Annotated in this window: 16 protein-coding genes; 8 read left to right on the top strand and 8 right to left on the bottom strand. The window is 62.0% G+C overall.

Annotation, left to right across the window (positions count from 1 at the left end; translation table 11 throughout):
• Nucleotides 1-26: 26 nt before the first annotated feature.
• The 6 genes from prmA to JFT66_RS05785 form a co-directional block, all read right to left on the bottom strand.
• Nucleotides 27-905: a 50S ribosomal protein L11 methyltransferase gene (gene prmA / locus JFT66_RS05810; RefSeq protein ID WP_034117520.1), complete on the bottom strand. Its 879-nt coding sequence runs from the start codon at nt 903-905 to the stop codon at nt 27-29.
• A 277-nt stretch (nt 906-1,182) separates the two neighbouring features.
• Nucleotides 1,183-2,544, bottom strand: coding sequence for an acetyl-CoA carboxylase biotin carboxylase subunit (accC, locus tag JFT66_RS05805; RefSeq protein WP_003188188.1), 1,362 nt, complete (start codon nt 2,542-2,544; stop codon nt 1,183-1,185).
• Between the two features lie 17 nt (nt 2,545-2,561).
• Nucleotides 2,562-3,023 (bottom strand): acetyl-CoA carboxylase biotin carboxyl carrier protein, encoded by a 462-nt coding sequence (gene accB / locus JFT66_RS05800; protein ID WP_034117521.1) that lies wholly within the window; start codon nt 3,021-3,023, stop codon nt 2,562-2,564.
• Between the two features lie 24 nt (nt 3,024-3,047).
• On the bottom strand, nt 3,048-3,503 hold the full coding sequence (aroQ, locus tag JFT66_RS05795) for a type II 3-dehydroquinate dehydratase (RefSeq protein WP_034117522.1): 456 nt from the start codon (nt 3,501-3,503) through the stop codon (nt 3,048-3,050).
• 296 nt (nt 3,504-3,799) lie between these two features.
• Entirely contained in the window at nt 3,800-5,761 is a 1,962-nt protein-coding gene (locus JFT66_RS05790; RefSeq protein WP_198858955.1) for a methyl-accepting chemotaxis protein, read from the bottom strand.
• 53 nt (nt 5,762-5,814) lie between these two features.
• The gene (locus JFT66_RS05785) at nt 5,815-7,485 is read right to left on the bottom strand and encodes a response regulator (RefSeq protein ID WP_034117524.1); all 1,671 of its coding nucleotides are present in this window, start codon (nt 7,483-7,485) and stop codon (nt 5,815-5,817) included.
• 298 nt (nt 7,486-7,783) lie between these two features.
• Here JFT66_RS05785 and JFT66_RS05780 point away from each other — a divergent pair, with 298 nt between their 5' ends.
• The 4 genes from JFT66_RS05780 (at nt 7,784) to speA (ending at nt 12,001) form a co-directional block, all read left to right on the top strand.
• Nucleotides 7,784-8,851 (top strand): DUF2333 family protein, encoded by a 1,068-nt coding sequence (locus tag JFT66_RS05780; protein ID WP_198858954.1) that lies wholly within the window; start codon nt 7,784-7,786, stop codon nt 8,849-8,851.
• 2 nt (nt 8,852-8,853) lie between these two features.
• On the top strand, nt 8,854-9,390 hold the full coding sequence (locus JFT66_RS05775) for an NUDIX hydrolase (protein WP_198858953.1): 537 nt from the start codon (nt 8,854-8,856) through the stop codon (nt 9,388-9,390).
• A gap of 183 nt (nt 9,391-9,573) precedes the next feature.
• Nucleotides 9,574-9,945, top strand: coding sequence for a translation initiation factor Sui1 (locus tag JFT66_RS05770; protein ID WP_034117527.1), 372 nt, complete (start codon nt 9,574-9,576; stop codon nt 9,943-9,945).
• Nucleotides 9,946-10,087: 142 nt separating this feature from the next.
• The gene (speA, locus tag JFT66_RS05765; RefSeq protein ID WP_034117528.1) at nt 10,088-12,001 is read left to right on the top strand and encodes an arginine decarboxylase; all 1,914 of its coding nucleotides are present in this window, start codon (nt 10,088-10,090) and stop codon (nt 11,999-12,001) included.
• 48 nt (nt 12,002-12,049) lie between these two features.
• On the opposite strand, the gene JFT66_RS05760 is transcribed toward speA, so the two are convergent.
• Nucleotides 12,050-13,393 (bottom strand): MATE family efflux transporter, encoded by a 1,344-nt coding sequence (locus JFT66_RS05760; protein ID WP_198858952.1) that lies wholly within the window; start codon nt 13,391-13,393, stop codon nt 12,050-12,052.
• 281 nt (nt 13,394-13,674) lie between these two features.
• Here JFT66_RS05760 and JFT66_RS05755 point away from each other — a divergent pair, with 281 nt between their 5' ends.
• Complete coding sequence (locus tag JFT66_RS05755; RefSeq protein ID WP_198858951.1) at nt 13,675-18,573, top strand: alpha-2-macroglobulin family protein; 4,899 nt, start codon at nt 13,675-13,677, stop codon at nt 18,571-18,573.
• Nucleotides 18,574-18,629: 56 nt separating this feature from the next.
• On the opposite strand, the gene JFT66_RS05750 is transcribed toward JFT66_RS05755, so the two are convergent.
• Nucleotides 18,630-18,920: a hypothetical protein gene (locus tag JFT66_RS05750; RefSeq protein WP_034117531.1), complete on the bottom strand. Its 291-nt coding sequence runs from the start codon at nt 18,918-18,920 to the stop codon at nt 18,630-18,632.
• A 98-nt stretch (nt 18,921-19,018) separates the two neighbouring features.
• Between JFT66_RS05750 and pbpC the strand changes: the two genes are divergently transcribed.
• The 3 genes from pbpC (at nt 19,019) to JFT66_RS05735 (ending at nt 22,507) form a co-directional block, all read left to right on the top strand.
• Entirely contained in the window at nt 19,019-21,349 is a 2,331-nt protein-coding gene (pbpC, locus tag JFT66_RS05745) for a peptidoglycan glycosyltransferase PbpC (RefSeq protein WP_080752907.1), read from the top strand.
• A gap of 107 nt (nt 21,350-21,456) precedes the next feature.
• Nucleotides 21,457-21,765 (top strand): MazG-like family protein, encoded by a 309-nt coding sequence (locus JFT66_RS05740; protein ID WP_034117532.1) that lies wholly within the window; start codon nt 21,457-21,459, stop codon nt 21,763-21,765.
• Nucleotides 21,758-22,507 carry a methyltransferase gene (locus tag JFT66_RS05735; protein ID WP_034117533.1) on the top strand — a complete coding sequence of 250 codons (750 nt, stop codon included), beginning with the start codon at nt 21,758-21,760 and terminating at the stop codon, nt 22,505-22,507. Before JFT66_RS05740 ends, JFT66_RS05735 begins: the two co-directional genes overlap by 8 nt.
• The last annotated feature ends 14 nt before the right edge of the window (nt 22,508-22,521 follow it).

Genomic DNA, 22,521 nt, shown 5'->3' with positions numbered 1-22,521 from the left:
CCATCCGATTCAGGCAAGCGCTCATTCTAGCGCCGACGACCACTGATGCGTACCCAGCCATCACGGTTGGCGATCGGGTCCAGTTCGAAGTCCTGGGCGTAGGCTGCGGCGACGTCTTCACCTTGTTCGGCGAGAATGCCCGACAGCGCCAGGCGCCCCCCCGGCTTGACCAGGCTCGACAGCTGCGGCGCCAAGGCAACCAGCGGCCCGGCGAGGATGTTGGCAACGAGTACATCGGCCTTCACCTGGGGCAATTGCTCCGGCAGGTACAGCGGGAATTTGCCTTCAGGGATGTGGTTGCGCCCGGCGTTGTCGCGGGAGGCTTCCAGAGCCTGCACGTCGATATCGGTGCCCACGGCCTCCTTGGCGCCCAGCAGCAGGGCGGCAATCGCCAGGATCCCCGAGCCGCAGCCGAAGTCCAGCACGTTGCAGTCGGTCAGGTCCTGGCCGTCCAGCCATTCCAGGCACAGGGCGGTGGTGGGGTGGGTACCGGTGCCGAACGCCAGGCCCGGGTCCAGCAGCAGGTTGACCGCGTCTGGTTCCGGTGCGGCGTGCCAGCTCGGCACGATCCACAGGCGCTGGCCGAAACGCATGGGCTGGAAGTTATCCATCCAGCTGCGTTCCCAGTCCTGGTCTTCGATGACTTCGCTGTGATGCTCGGGCAGCGGGCTGCCGGTGAGCAATTGCATATGGGCCAGCACGGCAGCGGCATCGGTGCCGTCTTCGAACAGGGCCAGCAAGTGGGTGTGGGACCACAGCGGCGTGGTATTGAGTTCCGGTTCGAAGATGGGCTGGTCTTCGGCGTCCATGAAGGTCACCGACACGGCGCCTACTTCAAGGAAAGCGTCTTCGTAGGTTTCGGCTTGTTCTGGGCTGATGGCGAGACGGACTTGCAGCCAAGGCATGGCGGGCACCTTTGAAAAAAATGAATGTGCAGCGGGTAGGCCGCGAAAGCGCGCAAGTTTACGCGAGCGAACCGCAGAAGACGACTGTACTGACTGAACACGGATCAAATGTGGGAGGGGGCTTGCTCCCGATAGCAGTGTGTCAGCCTCATCATCTGTAACTGATCCACCGCTATCGGGAGCAAGCCCCCTCCCACATTTGCACTGTGTACATCTTCAAAATAGAGGGCCCACAAACAACAAAGCCGCCCGAAGGCGGCTTTGTTGGGTGGAGCACTTACTGGTTGGCCAGCTTATGTTCCAGGTAGTGAATGTTCACACCACCTTCGCAGAAGCCTTCATCACGAACCAGGTCCCGATGCAGTGGGATGTTGGTCTTGATGCCGTCTACCACGATTTCATCCAGGGCGTTGCGCATACGGGCCATGGCCTCGTCGCGAGTGGCGCCCCAGGTGATCAGCTTGCCGATCAGCGAGTCGTAGTTGGACGGAACCTTGTAGCCGCTGTACAGGTGCGAATCGACGCGAACGCCGTTGCCGCCTGGCGCATGGAAATGCTTGACCAGGCCTGGACTCGGAATAAAGGTTTTCGGGTCTTCGGCGTTGATCCGGCACTCCAGGGAGTGACCGTGCATCTTCACGTCGTCCTGGGTGAAGGACAGCACGTTACCGGCGGCGATGCTGAGCATCTCCTTGACGATGTCGATACCGGTGACCATCTCCGAAACTGGGTGCTCTACCTGCACACGAGTGTTCATCTCGATGAAGTAGAAACGACCGTTCTCGTAGAGGAACTCAAAGGTACCGGCGCCACGGTAGTTGATGTCGATGCACGCCTTGACGCAGCGAGCCAGCACTTCCTGGCGAGCTTTTTCGTCGAGGCCCGGTGCCGGTGCTTCTTCCAGTACCTTCTGGTGACGACGTTGCAGCGAGCAGTCGCGGTCGCCCAGGTGGATGGCGTGGCCCTGGCCGTCGGACAGCACCTGGACTTCCACGTGACGTGGGTTGGTCAGGTACTTCTCCAGGTAGACCATCGGGTTGCCGAACCAGGCGCCCGCTTCGGAGCGAGTCTGCTTGGCGGCTTCGATCAGGTCTTCTTCCTTGTGCACCACGCGCATGCCGCGACCACCACCGCCACCGGCGGCCTTGATGATCACCGGGTAACCGACTTCGCGACCAATGCGCAGGGCGGTTTCCTCGTCTTCAGGCAGTGGGCCGTCGGAACCTGGAACGGTTGGCACGCCGGCTGCGATCATGGCGTCCTTGGCTGAAACCTTGTCGCCCATCAGGCGAATGGTTTCGGCTTTCGGGCCGATGAAGGCGAACCCGGATTTTTCCACCTGTTCGGCGAAATCGGCGTTTTCCGCGAGGAAGCCGTAGCCCGGGTGGATGCCATCAGCGCCGGTCACTTCTGCCGCAGCGATGATGTTCGAGACTTTCAGGTAGGAGTTCGTGGCCAGTGGCGGGCCAATGCAGATGCTTTCGTCCGCCAGTTTCACGTGCATCAATTCGGTATCGGCCGTCGAGTAAACAGCGACGGTCTTGATGCCCTCTTCCTTACAGGCGCGCAGGATACGCAGCGCGATCTCGCCGCGGTTGGCGATCAGGACTTTTTGCAGTTTCTTCGCAGGTTTCAACATCGAAGGCGCTCCGCGGTTCAAACGATGGTGAACAGCGGCTGGTCGTACTCAACCGGCTGACCGTTTTCTACCAGGATGGATTCGATGACGCCGGCTTTTTCGGCCGTGATGTGGTTCATCATCTTCATCGCTTCAACGATGCAGATGGTGTCGCCCACTTTCACGGTCTTGCCCACTTCAACGAAGGCTGGCGAGGTCGGTGCCGGGGTGCGGTAGAAGGTACCGACCATTGGCGACTTGACCACGAAGCCGTTCAGCACAGGGGCGGCTGGAGCGGCAGGCGCTGCGGCTGCTGGTGCTGCGGCAGGGGCGGCCGCGGCTGGAGCCGGTGCTTGCATCTGTGGTGCGTAGAACTGTTGGGCCGGGGTCTTGCTGTGACGGCTGATCCGTACGGATTCTTCGCCTTCCTTGATTTCCAGCTCGTCGATACCGGATTCTTCCAGCAGTTCGATCAGTTTCTTAACTTTACGGATATCCATGAATCATCAACTCCCAAGGGTCGGTCAGGGGCGCTTGGCCTGTTCTTCAAGCTGTTCCAGGGCGGCCTCCAGGGCCAGTCGGTAACCGCTGGCGCCAAGGCCGCAGATCACTCCTACCGCTACGTCGGAGAAGTAAGAGTGATGGCGGAAAGGTTCGCGTTTGTACACGTTGGACAAATGCACTTCGATGAATGGGATGCTCACCGCCAGCAACGCGTCACGTAATGCAACGCTTGTATGCGTAAAAGCGGCGGGATTGATCAGGATAAAGTCCACGCCTTCAACACGGGCGGCATGGATGCGATCAATCAATTCGTACTCGGCATTGCTTTGCAGGTAGAGCAAATGGTGGCCGGCTTCACGTGCCCGTTTTTCCAGATCGAGGTTGATCTGGTCGAGGGTCACTGCCCCATAGACGCCCGGTTCGCGGGTGCCGAGCAGGTTCAGGTTGGGTCCGTGAAGAACCAGTAAGGTCGCCATCGGCTGTTCCTTGTTATTGGTGTGGATGCGGCATAACCCGGCGACTATGCCGCAAAGCCTTTGTGACTGTCCAGTTCTATGCAGTAGGCAGCACGATTAGCGAGGATTGCGCGAAATTTGTGACTGTGGCCCGGAATCCGGTCATGCCGAACACGGTCTTGAATCCACTGAAGATCAAATGTGGGAGGGGGCTTGCTCCCGATAGCGGTGGATCAGCTACAGGTATTGAGACTGACACACTGTAATCGGGAGCAAGCCCCCTCCCACATTTGATCTCCATAGGGCGGGAGAGCGGGTCAGACGCGGAAGGCTTGTACGGCAGTGTTGAGCTGCCCGCCCAGCACCAGCAAGTGCTCGCCCTGGCTACGGCCCTGGCCGATACGCAGCAAGTTATCCTCACCCAGTTGGTGAATCCGCTCACTGTTATCGCGAATCTCACTCACAGCCCCACTCTGCTGCGCGGTCACGTCGGCAATGCGTACCGCCGTCTCGGAAATCGTCTGGATCGCCCCGACGATTTCATCCAGCGCGCCATCCGCGGCCTGGGCTTGCTGGGCAGTGGCTTCGGCGTGTTCGACCTGGGCGCGCATGCCTTGGACCGACTGGTGCGCGGCGGTTTGCAAGCCAGCGATCAGGCCCTGGATTTCGGCGGTGGCGCCGGCAGTGCGTTGGGCCAGGGAGCGAACCTCGTCGGCAACCACGGCAAAACCACGCCCGGCCTCACCGGCGCGGGCAGCTTCAATGGCGGCGTTGAGGGCCAGCAGGTTGGTCTGGTCAGCAATCGAGCGAATCACTGTGAGTACGCCGCCGATGGTGGCGGATTCCTCCGCGAGTTTCTCGATCATCTGCGCATTTTGCTGCACTTCGCCTACCAGGGCGTGCAACCCTGTCAGGCTCAGGCCGATCACCCGCTGGCCCTGCTCCACGGCAAAGCCTGCACTGCGACTGGCACCGGCGGCCTGGCTGGCATCACCCGCCACTTGCTGGATGGTGGCTTCCAGTTCGCCCAGGGAGTCACGGATCTGCGCGGTGTCGCCGGCCTGGCGCTGGGCACCGTCGTGCAAGCCGCTGCTCAGGTCGGCGAGGGCGCGGCTGCTGCCGGCAACTTCTTCGGCATTGCCGCGAATGGTGCCCACCAAGTCCACCAGGTAGGCGCGCAGACGGTTCAGGGACGCTTCGATAGCGTGCAGCTCACGGTTGGTCTTGCCTAGGGCAATCGGCTGACTGAAGTCGCCGTCGGCCCAGGTGGACAAGGCCGGTGCGAGGTTGGTCAGCACTCGCGCCAGGCGGCGTTGCAGGGTGTCGATCAGTAGCGCGATCAGCAGGATCAGGCCGATCATCACGCCCTGCATCACGCGCACTTCGCCCTGGATAGTGGCGTGTTGCGCGCGTACCACTGGCTCAAGGCCGGCAATGGCTTGCTGCACACTGGCGATTTTCAGCTGGGTGCTGGCGGCAAGGTCGGCGCGTTGCTGGATCTGCTCGCGAGTGCGCTGAAGTTCGGCGGGATAGCGGGTCAACAGGCTATTGAGCTCGCGCTTGAGGTCGACGCCAGTGTCTTGGGCTTCGGTTTTTTCGGTGTTTTCCAGGCCCATCAGCGCGGAGAAATCGTCGGTGTTGGATTCAGCGCTGGCCTTGACCCCAAGCAACGGCAATTGCGCCAGCAGGTCAGCCTGGGTGCGGATGTTGGCGATCTCGCGCTCGACCTCATCGGCCAACTCGGCGCGGCCGCTGCCCATCAGCTTATCGCGGGCCAGGGACAGTTTGCCCAGGTGTTGCGAGGCGGCGAGCAGCGGCGGCAGGTAGCGCGCGGCGTCCGTGGAATTGACAGCGCTGGCGTATTGGCTCAGTTGCTCGAGGTTCGCCCCCAGTTCGCGTTCGGCTTGCAGCAACAGCGCTTGCGGGTCGCCGGCCAGTTTGCCGGCGGCCAGCAGGGCCGTCTTACTGAAGGTCTCCAGGTCCGCCAGGCTGGGGCGCAGGTTTTGCGCCAGCCCGGCCGGCAGTTCGTCGAGCTGCTTCAACAGGCTCTTCAGGCTCTGGCTGGCGCTGCTCAGGCGCAGGGCGTCGCCGCTGGCCAGGTAGTCGTCGATATTACGGGCCGCCTGGTTTTGAAAGACCTGGGACAGGCCCAGGTAACGCTCCATCAACAAGTACGGACGCTCCAGCGCCCGTTGCGACCACCATAGCGTCGCCCCGAGGGCCAGGCACACGGCCACCAGCAGGAGGGTATTGAGATTGGTCAGCAGCTTCAGGCGCATGCGGGGATTCAACCGACGACAAAAGATAAGTGCCTGAAGTTATTGCGTTTGCGTTACAGAGTTATGACCGAATCGGTGGATTCTGGTGAAAAGATGGCACTTTGCTTTGACGTGCGAGCGGCCTGTACGCGGTTACGTCCTGCATCCTTGGCGCGGTACAGCGCTTCGTCGGCCTGGGCGGCCATCATCAGGCTGTCGGAGCCGTCGCACAGCTCCACCAGGCCGGCGCTGAAGGTGCACCACAAATCCTGGGGTTGGGCGGGGTAGTGGATTTCTGCAAAGCGCCCGCGAATTTCGTCCAGCACCTTGCAGGCCGATTCCAGGTCGGTGTCGGGCATGACGATGGCGAACTCTTCGCCGCCGTAGCGGCCGATGTAGTCGGTCTTGCGCAAACGCTGCTTGAGAAACAGCGCCAGGCTCTTGATCACCCGGTCGCCCATGGGATGGCCGTGGCTGTCGTTGACGCGCTTGAAGTGGTCGATATCCAGCATGGCAAAGCTCAATGGCTTGTTCTCGCGGCGGGCGCGGAAGCTGCAGTCTTCGAGCAATTGCAGGATATGCGTGTGGTTGTACAGCCCGGTCAGGCTGTCGCGCACCATCCGCGCCTTCAGGTTGCGTGCCCGCGCTGCGCGGTTGCGCACGGTGGTGATCAGATGGCGCGGCTTGATCGGCTTGGTGAGGAAGTCGTCGCCACCTTCGCTCATTGCGTCCAACTGCTTATCCAGGTCGTCCTCGGCCGACAGGTAGATGATCGGCACGCTGACATAACGGTCGTTATGGCGAATTACCTTGGCCAGCTCGGTGCCGGTACAGGCAGGCATATACATGTCGAGGATGATCAGGTCAGGCTGGAAATCCGCCAGCTCGGCCATGGCCTGGATCGGTTCGATCAAGGTGCGCGTGACAATGCCGGCGCTGTTGAGCAGACGTTCGGTGTGCAGCGCCTGGGCCCGCGAGTCGTCAATGATCAGCACTTTGTACGGCTCGTACTGGGCGACGCAGGTCAGCACTTCGATCTTTTCCAGCAGGCTGGAGGCTTCCAGGGTGCCGGTGAGGAATTCCTCGCCGCCAGCGCGCACGGCGGCCAGGCGCGTTGGCGTATCGGTTTCGTGCAGGCTGAAAAACAACAGCGGCAGCTTTTGTTCCAGGCCCTCCTGGGCTTGCGCGGCGAGCTTGAGGCCCAGACCGGTGCCGCAGAAGTCCACGTCCATCACAATCGCCGACGGCAGGCGCTCTGCCATGGAAGCGTGAAAGGCGGCGACGCTGTCCAGGGACTGGGCGCTCATGCCAAAGAATTCCAGCTGCTTGGCCAGCCGTTCGGCGCGGTCATGGTCGGCCAGCATCACGTAGATCGGCTTGCGCATTGGCGGCAGGAAGGTTTGCTCAAGCTGATCGCCCTGGCGCAAGCCGGTGCGGGACAGGCGTTGCATCAAGCGGTTGAGTTCCGTGATCAGTTGGCTGCTCAGGCGGCCGCGGTTTTCGTCCACGGCCTGCAGGGATTCACCGATATGCCGGGCCAGTTGACTGTGTTCCGGCTGTTCGAAACGCTCGGCAAAGCGCAGCAGGCGCAGATTGGCTTCGCTGAGTTCGGAAAAATCGGCGTTCGACCATTCGCTGCGTTGCAGGCGCTGCCAGATCTCAAGAATTTGACGTGCCTGATGAATTACCCGCTGGGCAAAATGCTGCTTGAGACGCTCGCGGCTGGGGTCTTCTGGCTCGGTCATATCCTGACTACTGTGAGGGTGCATGCTGAGGTCGACTGATGGCTCTATGCTAGCACCTCTTTTCTATTGCATGAGTGTCATACGTCAATTAAGTCCGTGTGCCCGGCATTCAGTTGCTGACCTATTGGTCGTGCAGCGTAAAAAGCGTGCATCCTTTATAGTCGAACCGCTCTTGTGTGCCAATTTCACGCAAAAGCCCCGCACCGATGGGCACGATGGGTTAGGGTTGTGGTCGGAGTGTCTGAACGCACCCGGACAATTGACGTGCATGAACTCAAGTGATTGAAAGGATATCGCCATGCTGGACTGGAAAAACCGTGCAGGCAGTGCCAAAGGCCCCGCCCCTGAGCCCAAGTCGGCCAACCGCAGCTATTTTCGCAACCTGCTGATGAGCCGAGCCTTGCTCAGCGTGATCTGCCTGTACCTGCTGGTCACCGGTGGCCTGGGTTGGTACTGGAGCCAGGAGCCGGCGCTGTTCCCGGTCCAGCAAAACGCCCAGCTTGCCGCCGAGAAGGAAGGCAAGCAGATGGTGGTGGGCTATACCACCGTCGAAACCCTCAAGAGCGTGGTCGGCACCTTGCTGAACAAGCCTGGCGGCTACATCTCCAACGACCGTTTCCCGCCTGGCCTGTGGATGGACAACATGCCGAGCTGGGAATATGGCGTGCTGGTGCAGGTACGTGACCTGACCCGCGCCCTGCGTAAAGATTTCGCCCGCTCCCAGTCGCAGTCGGCTGAAGGTGCTGATTTGGCCAAGGCCGAGCCGCGTTTCAACTTCGATAACAAGAGCTGGGTGCTGCCCTCCAGCGAGTCGGAATACCAGGAAGGCATCAATTCCCTGAGCCGCTACGAGGCGCGCCTGTCCGACCCGAACCAGCGCGGCGCGCTGTTTTATGCGCGTGCCGATAACCTGAACAATTGGCTGGGCGATGTCGCTACCCGTTTGGGCTCGTTGTCCCAGCGTCTGTCGGCCAGCGTGGGCCGGGTCAAGCTCAATACCGCGTTGAAAACCGAGGCGCTGGCGCCGGGCGAAGTGCCGCAGGTCGATGAAGAAGTGGTGGAAACCCCATGGATGCAGATCGACAACGTGTTCTACGAGGCCCGTGGCCAGGCGTGGGCCCTGTCTCACCTGCTGCGCGCCATCGAAGTCGACTTTGCCGATGTGCTGGCCAAGAAAAATGCCACCGTCAGCGTGCGCCAGATCATTCGTGAGCTGGAAGCCTCGCAGGAACCGGTCTGGAGCCCTATGATTCTTAACGGCAGTGGCTTTGGTGTACTGGCGAACCATTCGCTGGTAATGGCCAATTACATTTCCCGGGCAAACGCTGCAGTGATCGACTTGCGTCAGCTCCTCAACCAGGGTTGATGATGGACGCTTCCTCCAGGGAGGTCGCACACCGTGCGGCCTCCGACGCCGAACTGATCTGCTGGGTCGACGAGCAGGACAACCTGCTCGGCCACCGCGTCAGGTCTGACCTTCGCCAGCGCGGTCTGATCGGCCGTTGCACCTTTATCTTCCTGTTCAATTCCCAAGGCGAGCTGTGTGTGCATCGACGCACCCTCAGCAAGGCGCTGTATCCCGGGTTTTGGGACACGGCGGCGGGCGGGATGGTCGCGGCCGGTGAATCCTATGCGCAATCGGCAGCCCGCGAGCTGGAGGAAGAGCTGGGTGTCAGCGGTGTGCCATTGACCGAGCATGACCATTTCTATTTCGAAGATGGCGACAGCCGGCTTTGGTGCAAATCTTACTCCGCCGTGTGGGATGGCCCCCTGCGCCTGCAGCCCGAGGAAGTGATGGAAGCACGGTTTTTGGCCATCGAAACCATCCAGCAGGAGGCTGCACAAAAGCCTTACTGTCCGGACGCCCAAGAGGGCCTGCGGCGCTATCTGGCCTCACGTCGCTAAAGTTGCATAAATTGGCGCCATTTGGCTCTTAGCAACTTTGCTTTTTGCCGTTACACTGCGCGCCTTTTCACCCGAACCACCTTGGCGGTTCGGTAGCGCTGCCCCTGCCTGAGTGGGGCTTCGCGGTCGGTCTAGCCCCATGGCGCAGGCCGATCAGTCTTCATCCTCCCAAGAGGATTGCCGGTGGCCAAAAAAGCCGCATCCTTCGCCGCCCTTGGTGGCCTGGTATTTTCCACCGACGCAGGTCGACACTGCCCGGACTGTCGTCAGCCCGTGGATTCGTGCACCTGCAGACAGACCCTGATCCCTGAAGGCGACGGCATTGCCCGCGTGCGCCGCGAGAGCAAGGGCCGTGGCGGCAAGACGGTGACCACCATCACCGGCGTGCCCCTGGCCGAAGAGGCGCTCAAGGAACTGGCCACCACGCTGAAAAAGCGCTGTGGCACCGGTGGCGCTTTGAAAGACGGGGTCATCGAGATCCAGGGCGATCACGTCCAATTGCTGTTGGCCGAGCTGATCAAGCTCGGGTACAAGGCCAAGAAGTCCGGTGGCTGAAAGCCTCTTCCCAACCTGTGGCTAAACTCTGTCCTGCGAGTGGGGTCTACCTCCCTTGCAGGCAAATCGTCATTTTCATTCTTTAGACTGCGCCAGCCCTGAACCGGGGCGGTGTCTTCGACTTCATTTATAGGGGACTTCGATGTCCGTACGACGCACACGCAAAGACGATGGCAGCCAATGGACAGTTGCGGACAGCCGCAGTGTTTACGGGATTCGCCATTGGGGGGCCGGTTATTTCGCGATCAATGAAGCCGGTCGCGTAGAAGTCCGTCCGAACGGCCCGAACAGCACACCTGTCGACCTCTACGAGCAAGTCGATGAACTGCGCAAGAGCGGCCTGTCGCTGCCGCTGCTGGTGCGCTTTCCCGACATTCTGCAAGACCGCGTGCGCCAGTTGACCGGTGCTTTCGATTCGAACATCGAGCGCCTGGAATACCAGAGCAAGTACACCGCTTTGTACCCGATCAAGGTGAACCAGCAGGAAGCGGTGATCGAGAACATCATCGCCACCCAGAATGTCTCCATTGGCCTGGAAGCCGGCTCCAAGCCTGAGCTGCTGGCGGTGCTGGCCCTGGCGCCGAAGGGCGGCACCATCGTCTGCAACGGGTACAAAGACCGCGAGTTCATTCGCCTGGCGCTGATGGGTCAGAAGCTCGGCCACAATGTGTTCATCGTGATCGAGAAAGAATCCGAAGTTGAGCTGGTGATCGAAGAGGCGGCGAGCCTCAAGGTCAAGCCACAGGTCGGCCTGCGTGTGCGTTTGTCGTCCCTGGCATCGAGCAAGTGGGCGGACACCGGTGGCGAGAAGTCCAAGTTCGGTCTGTCGGCAGCGCAGTTGCTGTCGGTTGTCGAGCGCTTCCGCGCGGCCGGCCTGGACCAGGGCATTCGCCTGTTGCACTTCCACATGGGCTCGCAGATCGCCAACCTGGCCGACTACCAGCACGGGTTCAAGGAAGCCATTCGTTACTACGGCGAACTGCGCAACCTCGGCCTGCCGGTGGACCACATCGACGTCGGCGGTGGCCTGGGCGTGGACTACGACGGTACCCACTCGCGTAACGCCAGCTCGATCAACTACGACATGGACGACTACGCCGGCGTGGTGGTGGGCATGCTCAAGGAATTCTGCGATGCGCAGAGCCTGCCGCACCCGAACATCTTCTCCGAAAGCGGCCGTTCCCTGACCGCCCACCACGCCATGCTGGTGGTGCAGGTGACTGACGTCGAGAAGCACAACGACGAAATCCCGCTCATCGAGAACAAGGAAAGCCTGCCGGAAACCGTGCAGTGGCTGGTGGACCTGCTGGGCCCGACCGACATCGAGATGGTCACCGAAACCTACTGGCGTGCCACCCACTACATGAGCGACGTGGCCACCCAGTACGCCGACGGCAAACTGACCCTGGCGGAAAAAGCCCTGGCCGAACAGTGCTACTTCGCCGTGTGCCGCCGCCTGCACAACTCGTTGAAAGCCCGCCAGCGCTCGCACCGCCAGGTGCTGGACGAACTCAACGACAAGCTGGCCGACAAGTACATCTGCAACTTCTCGGTATTCCAGAGCCTGCCGGATACCTGGGCCATCGGCCAGGTATTGCCGATCCTGCCGCTGCACCGTCTGGACGAAGAGCCACTGCGCCGCGCCGTGCTGCAAGACCTGACCTGCGACTCCGACGGCAAGATCAAGCAATACGTCGACGAGCAGAGCATCGAGACCAGCCTGCCGGTTCATGGCTTGAACGAAGGTGAGGACTACCTGCTGGGCATCTTCCTGGTGGGTGCCTACCAGGAAATCCTGGGTGACATGCACAACCTGTTCGGTGACACCGACTCGGTGAACATCTACCAGCGCGAAGACGGTTCGGTGTACAGCGCCGGGATCGAGACCCACGACACCATCGAAGACATGCTGCGCTATGTGCACTTGTCGCCGGAGGAGTTGATGACTCACTACCGTGACAAGTGTGCCAGCGCGAAGATCTCCGCGTCTGAGCGCACCCAGTTCCTGGATGCGTTGCGCCTTGGTTTGACTCGTTCTTCCTACCTGTCCTCGTAAAAAAATGTGGGAGGGGGCTGCCCCCTCCCACATTTGGATCTCACTGCATCAGTTCCCGCCCAGCCAAAGCCCCTGCCGATTCAGCCGCCAGGCAATCGCCCACAGCGTCAGGCTGCGCACCGCCATAAACAGCAGGAAGGTGATCCACAGCCCGTGGTTACCCAGCCCTTGCAGCGCCCAGGCAACCGGCAGCACTATTATCACTGTCAGCAACATCCCATTGCGCATTTCCCGCGCCCGCGTCGCGCCGATAAACAGGCCATCGAGCAAATAACTCCACACAGCAATCAACGGCAATACCGCCAGGTAAGGCAGGAAGATATCGGCCGTTTCGCGCACGCTGGGAATATCGGTTTGCATGGCGATAAACAGGTGGCCGCCGAAGGTGAACAACAGGGCGAAACCGATGCTGGCGATCAGTGACCAACCGCAGGCAACCACCAACGAGCGGCGCAGCGCCTGGCGGTCATGGGCGCCGATGGCGTGGCCGCACAGGGCTTCGACTGCATGGGCCAGACCGTCCAGAGCATGCGCCGTCAGCAACAGCCCATTGAGCAGCAAGGCATTGGCTGCAACCGTGGCATCGCCCAGGCGTGCGCCTTGCACCGTGATCATGAAAAACACCGACTGCAAGGCCAGGCTGCGGATAAAGATGTCGCGGTTGACCGCCAGTAACGGGCGCCAGCTTTGCCATAGTTTCAGCGCGGCCCAGGCGATATGGCCGGGGTAGGCGCGCAGGGCTTTTTGCGTGAGCGCCAGGCCGAGCAGGGCGCCGGTCCACTCAGCGATCACCGAGGCGCGTGCAGAGCCGACCACGCCCCAGTCCAGTCCGAGGACGAACCACAAGTTAAGCGCAATGTTCACAAGGTTGGTGGTCAGCAAAATCGCCAACGGCGCCCGGGCATTCTGCGTGCCGAGGAACCAGCCAACCAATGCATAGCTGGCGAGTGCGGCGGGCAGACCAAACAGGCGGGTGTGGAAGAAGTCGCGGGTCAGCTGATTGAGTTCGGGGGACGGCTGCATCCACTCCAGGGCCAGATGGCTCAGCGGAATGCCCACAGTGCCCAGCACCATCGCCAGGCCCAGCGCCAGCAGCAGGCCCTGCAACAGGATTTGCCGCAGCGCCGCACCATCGTTGCGCCCGGCGGCCTGGGCGGCGAACCCGGTGGAGCCCATGCGCAGGAAGCCCATGGCCCACGCCAGGAAGGTATACAGGCTGGCGCCGACGGCCACGGCGCCCAGTTGATGGGCGTGGGGCAGGTGGCCGATGACCATGCTGTCGACCAGGGCCACCAGCGGCACGGAGATATTCGACAGGATCATCGGCGCTGCCAAGGCCCAGACGCGGCGGTGGGTGGGGCGGTGGCGCCAGTCGGCGAGCATGGCGGTCATGAGGGCTCCTTGGTGGAGCGGCATTGTACCCAGAACCAATGTGGGAGGGGGCTTGCCCCCGATAGCGGTAGGTCAGTCAAAATATTAGTGACTGACACACCGCCATCGGGGGCAAGCCCCCTCCCACATTTTGTGTCTGCATTGTTTGTGGGATTTGGTTTGGCCTGGATGGCGGCCAGAACCAAACTGCCCTCCGTCGGTCAATGTGACCAGCGCCACAGCGGCTTGGCCGGCGCTGATATATAGTTCACCCCTCGGTTCCCTCTGACTACGAGTGCCCCATGTTTTACAAAGGACTGTTCCTCGCTTGCGCGCTGGCCCTGCTGAGCGCCTGTGATTCTTCCGATAAACCGGCTGCACCGACGGCTCCCGCCGCGGCAAGCGTAGCGCCCAAACCCGCCAAGGCGGCGGTGGACGTGGCGGCGTTGAAGCAGCGTTATGCCGGGCGTGAGTTAAGCGTGGTAGACGTGTCCGAGGTGCAGTTGGATGGGGCCAGCACCTTGTCGGTGAGTTTTTCCATTCCCTTGGACCCGGATCAGAAGTTCGCCGACAAGCTGCACCTGGTGGACAGCAAGTCCGGCAAGGTGGATGGCGCCTGGGAGCTTTCCGATAACCTGATGGAACTGCGCCTGCGCCACCTCGAACCGCAGCGCAAGCTGGTGCTGACGGTCGACGCTGGGGTCAAGGCGGTCAATGACAACACACTCGCCGCCGAATACACCGCTCGCCTGGAAACCCGCGACCTGCAAGCCACCGTCGGCTTCGCTAGCCGTGGCACGTTGCTGCCGACACGCCTGGCCGAGGGCCTGCCGGTGATCGCGCTGAATGTCGACAAGATCGACGTGGAATTCTTCCGTATCAAACCTGAATCCCTGCCGTCGTTCCTGGCCCAGTGGGGGCGCAATACCAGTCTGCAAAGCTATGAGTCCCGTGAACTGCTGCCGATGGCGGATCTGGTCTACGGCGGGCGTTTCGACCTGAACCCGGCGCGCAACACCCGCGAAACCCTGCTGCTGCCGATTGCCGGCCTCAAGCAATTGCAGCAGCCGGGTGTGTACCTGGCGGTGATGCGTGCTTCGGGCACCTACAACTATTCGCAACCGGCCACGCTGTTTACCTTGAGTGATATCGGCCTGTCGGTGCATCGCTATGCCAATCGCCTGGACGTGTTTACCCAGGCGTTGGAAGGCGGCAAGGCGCTTAACGGCGTAGAGCTTGAAATCCTCGATGCCGAAGGCCGCGTGCTCGGCCAGGGCAAGACCGAAGACGGTGGGCACGCCGAGTTGCCGCTGCCGAAAAAGGCCCAGGTATTGCTGGCCAAGCAGGGTGAACAAACCAGCCTGTTGCGCTTGGACAGCGCCGCGCTGGATCTGGCTGAGTTCGATATCGGCGGCCAGCCGTCCCACCCGTTGCAGTTCTTTGTGTTCGGCCCGCGGGACCTGTATCGCCCCGGCGAAACGGTGTTGCTCAACGCGCTGTTGCGCGACAAGGATGGCAACGCGGTCAAGCCGCAGCCGGTGAGCGTTGAAGTGCGCCGCCCGGATGAGCAAGTGAGCCGCAAGTTCGTGTGGGAGGCCGATGCCTCCGGCCTGTATCAATACCCGCTGCAACTGACCGGCGAAGCGCCGACCGGGCGCTGGCAGTTGGTGTTCGACCTCGGCGATGGCAAGCCACAACTGTATGAGTTCCTCGTCGAAGACTTCCTGCCCGAGCGCCTGGCGCTGGAACTCAAGGGCAGTGACACGGCACTGAGCCCGGCGGATAACCCGGTCATCCAGGTCAACGGGCGTTATCTGTATGGCGCGCCGGCATCCGGTAATCGGGTCAGCGGCCAGGTCTACGTGCGCCCGCTGCGTGAAGCAGTCAAATCCCTGCCGGGCTACCAGTTTGGTTCCGTCACCGAAGAAGAGCTGAGCCAGGATTTCGAGCTGGACGAAAGCGTGCTCGACGCCAATGGCGAGCAAGCGCTGACCCTGGAAAGCAAGTGGGCCGAGGCCAAATCGCCGTTGCAATTGATTGTGCAAGCCAGCCTGCAAGAGTCTGGCGGGCGGCCGATCACTCGGCGCCTGGTGCAGCCGATCTGGCCGGCCGAGCAACTGCCAGGCCTGCGCGGGTTGTTTGACGGCAAGGAAACCAACGGCGATGGCCCGGTGGAATTCGAAGTGCTGGTGGCCAACCAGGACGGGCAGAAACTGGCCGCGCAAAACCTCAAGGTACGCCTGGTGCGCGAGCGCCGTGACTACTACTGGAACTACTCGGAGAATGACGGCTGGAGCTATCACTTCAACGAGAAATTCCTCAACCTCGACGAGCAGACCCTGAACATCAAGGCCGGCGACACCGCCAAGGTCAGCTTCCAGGTGGAGTGGGGTCCTTACCGCGTCGAGGTTGAAGACCCGCAGACCGGGCTGGTCAGCAGTGTGCGTTTCTGGGCCGGCTACCAGGCCCAGGACAACACCGAAGGCGGCGCCGTGCGCCCCGACCAGGTCAAGTTGGCACTGGATAAACCCGCCTATGGCGACGGCGATACCGCCAACGTCACCGTCACCCCGCCGGCTGCCGGTAAAGGCTACCTGCTGGTGGAGTCCGCTGAAGGCCCGCTGTGGTGGCAGGAAATCGACGTGCCGGCCGAAGGCAAAAGCTTTGCGGTGAAGCTCGACCCTAAATGGTCGCGCCACGATCTGTACGTGAGCGCCCTGGTGATCCGCCCCGGCGAGCGCAAAGCCAATATCACGCCAAAACGCGCCGTAGGCCTGCTGCACCTGCCGCTGGATCGCACCCAGCGCAAACTTGGCCTGACCCTCACCGCGCCGGAAAAAATGCGCCCCAAACAACCGCTGACGGTGAAGATCGCCGCCAAGAACGCCGATGGCAGCGTGCCGAAACAGGTGCATGTGCTGCTGGCGGCGGTGGACGTGGGCATCCTCAATATCACCGAATACCCCACGCCTGATCCGTATGCCAGCCTGTTTGGTCGCAAAGCCTATGGCGTCGACCAGTTCGACATCTACGGCCAGTTGATCGAAGCTGGCCAGGGGCGCCTGGCCAGCCTGGCATTTGGTGGCGACGCAGCGTTGGCCAAGGGCGGCAAGCGCCCGGACACCAGCGTGACCATCGTCGCCCTGCAAAGCGCGCCGGTGGCCTTGAACGAGAATGGCGAGGGCGAAGTCAGCGTCAATATCCCCGACTTCAATGGCGAGCTGCGCCTGATGGCCCAGGCCTGGAGCGATGATCGCTACGGCATGGCCGAAGGCAAGACCGTGATCGCCGCGCCGTTGATTGCCGAATTGTCGGCACCGCGCTTCCTGGCGGGAGGCGACCAGACCACCTTGGCCCTGGACCTCTCCAACCTGTCGGGCAAGGCGCAGAAGCTCGATGTGCAACTGACGACTGAAGGGCAGGTGGAACTGGTCAACAGTGGTACGCAATCGGTTGAACTCAAGCAAGGCCAGCGCACCACCTTGCGCATCCCAGTGAAAGCTTGGGGTGGATTGGGCCAGGGTAAGGTCAAGGTCACCGTTAACGGATTGGACCTGCCGGGTGAAAACCTGCCGCCGTTCAGCCGCGAATGGACCTTGGGCGTGCGCCCGGCGTACCCGGCACTGCTCAAGCAGTACCGCGCAGTGCTCAAGGACCAGCCATGGAGCTTGCCATCGGGCGCGCTGGATCAGTTCGATGCCTCGGGGCGCCAGGCGCTGTTGAGCCTGTCGAGTCGGCCACCGTTGAACCTTGGCGCGCAGATCAGTGCGCTCAAGGCGTACCCCTATGGTTGCCTGGAACAAACCGCCAGTGGCCTTTATCCGTCGCTGTATGCCGATGACGCGCTGCTCAAGCGCCTGAGCATCAAGGGCGAGCCGGATGCCGAGCGCAAGCGCAAGATCGAGTTGGGCATCGAACGCCTGTTGGGCATGCAGCGCTACAACGGCAGCTTTGGTTTATGGGGCGCCGACGGCGAGGAAGAATATTGGCTGACCGCGTATGTCACCGACTTCCTGCTGCGCGCCCGTGACCAGGGCTTTGCCGTACCGCCTGAAGCCTTGAAGAAGGCCAGCGAGCGCCTGCTGCGGTATGTGCAGGAGCGCAACCTGATCGAAGTCGACTACAGCGACAACGCCGAGCACACGCGCTTTGCCGTGCAGGCTTACGCCGGCATGGTGTTGGCACGCAGTCAGCAGGCACCGTTGGGGGCGTTGCGTAGCCTGTTCGAGCGGCGCAGTGATGCGCGCTCCGGGTTGCCGCTGGTGCAGTTGGCCATCGCCCTGCAAAAAATGGGCGATCAACCGCGTGCGGATCAGGCGCTGTTGGCCGGCTTGGCGGCGCAGCGCGATAGCAAGGCGTGGTTGGCCGACTACGGCAGCCCGTTGCGTGACCAGGCGATGATCCTGGCATTGCTGGAAGAAAATGACTTGGCCAAGGGCCAGCGTGAAGAGCGTTTGTTCACCCTGTCGGACCAGTTGGCTGCCAGCCCGTACCTGTCGACCCAGGAGCGTAATTCGCTGTTCCTGGCCGGGCGTCTTGGGTTTGCCAAGCCAGAAGCGAGCTGGCAGGTGTCGCTCACCGGCAGCGGCGGGTTGCATGAGTTGAATAATCAGCAATCGACGCTGGAGTTGGAAGGCAAACTGCTGTCCAGCGACCTGGCCTTGAGCAATCAGGGTGACGCACCGGTGTACCAGCAGTTGACGATCTCGGGTTATCCACAAATGCCGCCAGCGGCCGGTGGTGAAAACCTGAGTATCCGCCGCGAATACCTGGGCATGGACGGCCAGCCGTTGAACCTGCGCAACCTCAACAGCGGCGATCTGGTGCTGGTGCACTTGGCCGTCAGCGCCAAGCAGCGCGTGCCAGATGCCCTGGTGGTAGACCTGCTGCCCGCCGGCCTGGAACTGGAAAACCAGAACCTGGCACAAAGCGCGGCCAGCCTGGAAAACGCCAGCAGCCAAGTGAAGCAATGGCGCGAGTCAATGCAGAACGCATCGCTCAAGCATCAGGAGTTCAGGGATGATCGCTATGTGGCGGCGATGAATCTGGACGGCTACGGCACCACGCACTTGCTGTACTTGGCGCGGGCGGTGACGCCGGGGACCTATCGCGTGCCGCCGCCGCAGGTGGAGTCGATGTATCGGCCCAATTGGCAGGCGGTGGGTGAGACGCCGGTGGATATGGTGATCAAGGGCCGCTGACAGCTCAATTTGGAATGGGGTTGAATGTGGGAGGGCTCAAGCCCTCCCACAGCAGATCAGTGCACAACCCAGCTGAGCAACCACAGGCCCAGCATCAGCCAGATGATCCCCACGATGATCGAGGCGCGCATAAAGGCGCGTACTGCCGAGTAAAGGAAGAGCAGGCCGACGATCAGGGTAATGATGCTGATGATCGAGGTGTCCATGCCTAGCGCTCGAGACATCCCATCGACAAAGTTGCCGCCGGCGTTGGATAGCATATTGAACAGCCCACTGAAGAACTCGATGATGTAGTGGATGATCAAGCCGAGTGTGTTACCCAGCCATCCAAAAAAGTCTGCTTGCATAGGTGTGTCTCGATGAATAAGTGGACGAAAATGCCAGCACTGAGCCTTTTGTCGCGATGGGGCGTGGCTAGTTCCCTGAAGCATAGAGGTTTAGCCGTTTGAATTTGCGTTTTGTTGCCCGCTGGACCCTGGCGAGCTTGCTGTTGGTGATGACCTTGTTGTGGCTGGCGGATCGGATCTGGCCATTGCCCCTGCCTCAGGACGACCTGGCCCGGGTGGTGCTGGCCGAGGATGGCACGCCGCTGTGGCGATTTGCCGATGCCAATGGGGTGTGGCGCTACCCAGTGCACACCAGCGAGGTGTCGCCGTATTACCTCGACGCGCTGCTCACTTACGAAGACCGGTGGTTTTACCAGCATCCTGGGGTAAACCCGCTGGCGCTGGTGCGGGCGACGTGGCAAAACCTGAGCGGCGCACGGGTGGTATCCGGTGGCAGCACCTTGTCGATGCAAGTAGCGCGCTTGCTCGACCCGCATTCACGCACCCTGCATGGCAAGTTGCGCCAGCTGTGGCGTACCGCGCAGTTGGAATGGCACCTGTCCAAGGACGAAATCCTCAACCTGTACCTGAACCGTGCACCTTTCGGCGGCACGTTGCAGGGCGTGGCAGCGGCGAGTTGGGCGTATCTGGGCAAGTCACCGTCACAACTGACGCACGCTGAAGCCGCCTTGCTCGCGGTATTGCCCCAGGCGCCCAGTCGTTTGCGTCCGGACCGTCACCCGCAGCGCGCCCAAGAGGCCCGCGACAAAGTGCTGCGCCGGCTTGCCGAGTTCAAGGTATGGCCGCAGTCGGCGGTCGATGAAGCCTTGGAAGAACCGCTGCTGCTCGCCCCGCGCCTGGAGCCGAGCCTGGCGCCGTTGCTGGCGCGCCGCCTCAACCGTCCCGACAGCCCGCCGCTGATCCGCACCACCCTGGATGCCACCTTGCAACGCCGTCTCGAAGACCTGCTGCTGGGCTGGCGGGCACGCCTGCCGGAACACACCTCGGCGGCGATCCTGGTGGTCGAGGAAGAAAGCATGGCGGTGCGCGCCTACCTGGGCTCGGTGGATATCAACGACACCAAGCGCTTTGGACATGTGGACATGATCAGCGCGCTGCGTTCGCCCGGCTCCACGTTGAAGCCCTTTCTGTATGGCATGGCCCTGGACGATGGCCTGATTCACTCCGAATCGCTGTTGCAGGACGTGCCGCGGCGTTATGGCGATTATCGCCCGGGCAACTTTTCCATGGGCTTCACCGGGGCGGTGCCAGCGAGCACGGCGTTGTCCAGCTCGTTGAACCTGCCGGCGGTGCAATTGCTGGAAGCCTACGGGCCCAAGCGCTTCGCCGCACAGATGCGCATCGGCGGCATGCCGTTGGCGTTGCCGGCGCTGGCCGAACCGAACCTGGCGCTGATCCTCGGCGGCGCAGGCAGTCGCCTGGAAGACCTGGTGAGCGGCTACAGCGCCTTGGCCCGCGACGGCAAGAGCGCCTCCCTGCGACTACAGCCGGAGGATGCGCTCAGGGAGCGGCCACTGCTGTCACCCGGGGCCGCCTGGATTGTGCGGCGCATCCTCAGCGGCCAGGCGCGGCCCGACCGCGACCCGCGTGCCGAACTGGTGCAACGCCCGGTACTGGCGTGGAAAACCGGCACCAGCTATGGCTTTCGCGATGCCTGGGCGATTGGCGTAGGGCCGCGGTATTTGATCGGGGTGTGGATCGGCCGGCCGGATGGTACGCCGGTGCCGGGGCAATTTGGCCTGGCATCGGCGGCGCCGCTGATGTTGCAGGTGCATGACGTACTGACCAACCGCGACAGCCAGCGCGGCATCAGCGCGCCGGTCAAACCGGTGCCGGCAAATATCGGCGTGGCGGCGATCTGTTGGCCGCTGGGCCAGCCCATGAGTCGCAGCGACCCCAATTGCCGGCGCCAGCGATTTGCCTGGACTCTGGACAACACCACGCCACCGACCTTGCAGGCATTGGACCAGCCATTGAGCGTGGGCTTGATGGAAAGCATCTGGGTCAACGCCAAGGGCTTGAGGGTCGACGCCCATTGCCCTGGTGCCCAGGCCAAAAATATTGCCCTGTGGCCGGCGCCGCTGGAACCCTGGTTGCCACGGATCGAACGCCGCGAAGCGCGCATCCCGGCGCCTGACCCCGATTGCCCGCCACCGGCGTTGGCCGCGTCGTCGCCGTTGTCCATCGTGGGCGTACGCGAAGGCGATCAACTGCGCCTGCCCGCCGCCAGTCAACAGGCCCTGCGCCTGAAAATCTCCGCCCTGGGCGGCAGCGGCCGACGCTGGTGGTTCCTCAATGGTGCGCCGTTGGGGGATAGCGCCAATCAGGACAGCATCAATGCCAGTTTTGAGCGGCTGGGCCGGTACCAGCTCAGTGTTCTGGATGAGGCCGGGCAAACCGCCAGGCTAGAATTCAGCGTCGTTGATTAGGGCCTCATCGGGGGCAAGCCCCCGATGGCGGTCTTGAGCACACCATTGCTATTCACTTGCCTTCAACTCTCATCCCCCTGAAGCTATACCCATTCAGGAGTCCCCGCATGAACCTCGAACACCTCACCGAACGCCTGCACCGCATCCGTGATACCAACGACTGGAAGCAGTTCCACAGCCCGAAAAACCTGGCCATGGCCGCCAGCGTGGAAATGGCCGAACTGGTGGAAATCTTCCAGTGGCTTACCGAAGACCAATCCCGCCAGCTTCCCGCCGATAAACTCGCCCATGCGGGCCAGGAAGTCGGCGATATCGTGTTGTACCTGCTGTTGCTGTGCAGTGAACTGGGGCTGGATATGAACGAAGTGGTACGCGAAAAGCTGGCCGACAGCGAACGGCGGTTTGCCCATGAGTGACCGTCATTTCGACCACTTGGCCACGCGCTTTGCCGAAAAAATCTACGGTGGCGCCAAGGGTGCGATTCGCCTGGCGGTGCTCCAGGCCGACCTGGCCGAAGCCTTGCCGCAGCGCCCGTTGCGCGTGCTGGATATCGGTGCGGGCCTGGGGCATATGTCGCTGTGGCTGGCCGAGCGCGGCCACCAGGTGACCCTGGCCGAACCCGCTGAGCCGATGCTCGAAGGTGCGCGCCAACGCTTCGCCGACGCCGGCCAGACCGCGACGTTCATTCATGCACCTTGGCAAGACTTGCTCGGCCAACTCACCGAGCCTTACGATCTGGTGCTGTGCCACGCGGTGCTGGAGTGGCTGGCCGAACCCCATGCCATCCTGCCGGTGCTGCACCAGTTGACCCTGCCCGGTGGCTGGCTATCGCTGGCGTTCTACAACCGTGATGCGTTGATTTACCGCAACCTGCTCAAAGGCCACTTCCGCAAAATGCGCAAGAACGACATGGCCGGCGAAAAGCAGAGCCTCACGCCGCAACAACCCCTCGACCCACGGGAGTTGGCGGCGCAACTCGAAGGGTTGTGGCAGGTCGAAAGCCAAAGTGGCGTGCGGGTGTTCCACGACTATATGCCGGTGGAATTCCAGGCTCGCGCCGATTTGCAGGATTTGTTGGAGATGGAGCTCGCTCACCGTCGTCACCCAAGCTTTGCCGGACTTGGGCGTTATTTGCACTGGGTCTGCCGTCCGGTTTAAGCGGCCCAGCCTGC

The sequence above is a fragment of the Pseudomonas sp. MF6755 genome (assembly GCF_016405635.1).
GTDB classification, from domain to species: domain Bacteria; phylum Pseudomonadota; class Gammaproteobacteria; order Pseudomonadales; family Pseudomonadaceae; genus Aquipseudomonas; species Aquipseudomonas haemolytica.
Note: the sequence above shows the minus strand (reverse complement) of the source record. Positions and strands in the feature narration are given on the sequence as shown.

Coding starts and splice junctions, on each gene's coding strand:
- speA (WP_034117528.1), top strand. CDS start 10,088: ATGTCCGTACGACGCACACGCAAAGACGATGGCAGCCAATGGACAGTT.
- aroQ (WP_034117522.1), bottom strand. CDS start 3,503: ATGGCGACCTTACTGGTTCTTCACGGACCCAACCTGAACCTGCTCGGC.
- accC (WP_003188188.1), bottom strand. CDS start 2,544: ATGTTGAAACCTGCGAAGAAACTGCAAAAAGTCCTGATCGCCAACCGC.
- JFT66_RS05790 (WP_198858955.1), bottom strand. CDS start 5,761: ATGCGCCTGAAGCTGCTGACCAATCTCAATACCCTCCTGCTGGTGGCC.
- accB (WP_034117521.1), bottom strand. CDS start 3,023: ATGGATATCCGTAAAGTTAAGAAACTGATCGAACTGCTGGAAGAATCC.
- JFT66_RS05785 (WP_034117524.1), bottom strand. CDS start 7,485: ATGACCGAGCCAGAAGACCCCAGCCGCGAGCGTCTCAAGCAGCATTTT.
- JFT66_RS05750 (WP_034117531.1), bottom strand. CDS start 18,920: ATGCAAGCAGACTTTTTTGGATGGCTGGGTAACACACTCGGCTTGATC.
- JFT66_RS05740 (WP_034117532.1), top strand. CDS start 21,457: ATGAACCTCGAACACCTCACCGAACGCCTGCACCGCATCCGTGATACC.
- JFT66_RS05760 (WP_198858952.1), bottom strand. CDS start 13,393: ATGACCGCCATGCTCGCCGACTGGCGCCACCGCCCCACCCACCGCCGC.
- JFT66_RS05775 (WP_198858953.1), top strand. CDS start 8,854: ATGGACGCTTCCTCCAGGGAGGTCGCACACCGTGCGGCCTCCGACGCC.
- JFT66_RS05780 (WP_198858954.1), top strand. CDS start 7,784: ATGCTGGACTGGAAAAACCGTGCAGGCAGTGCCAAAGGCCCCGCCCCT.
- prmA (WP_034117520.1), bottom strand. CDS start 905: ATGCCTTGGCTGCAAGTCCGTCTCGCCATCAGCCCAGAACAAGCCGAA.
- JFT66_RS05735 (WP_034117533.1), top strand. CDS start 21,758: ATGAGTGACCGTCATTTCGACCACTTGGCCACGCGCTTTGCCGAAAAA.
- JFT66_RS05755 (WP_198858951.1), top strand. CDS start 13,675: ATGTTTTACAAAGGACTGTTCCTCGCTTGCGCGCTGGCCCTGCTGAGC.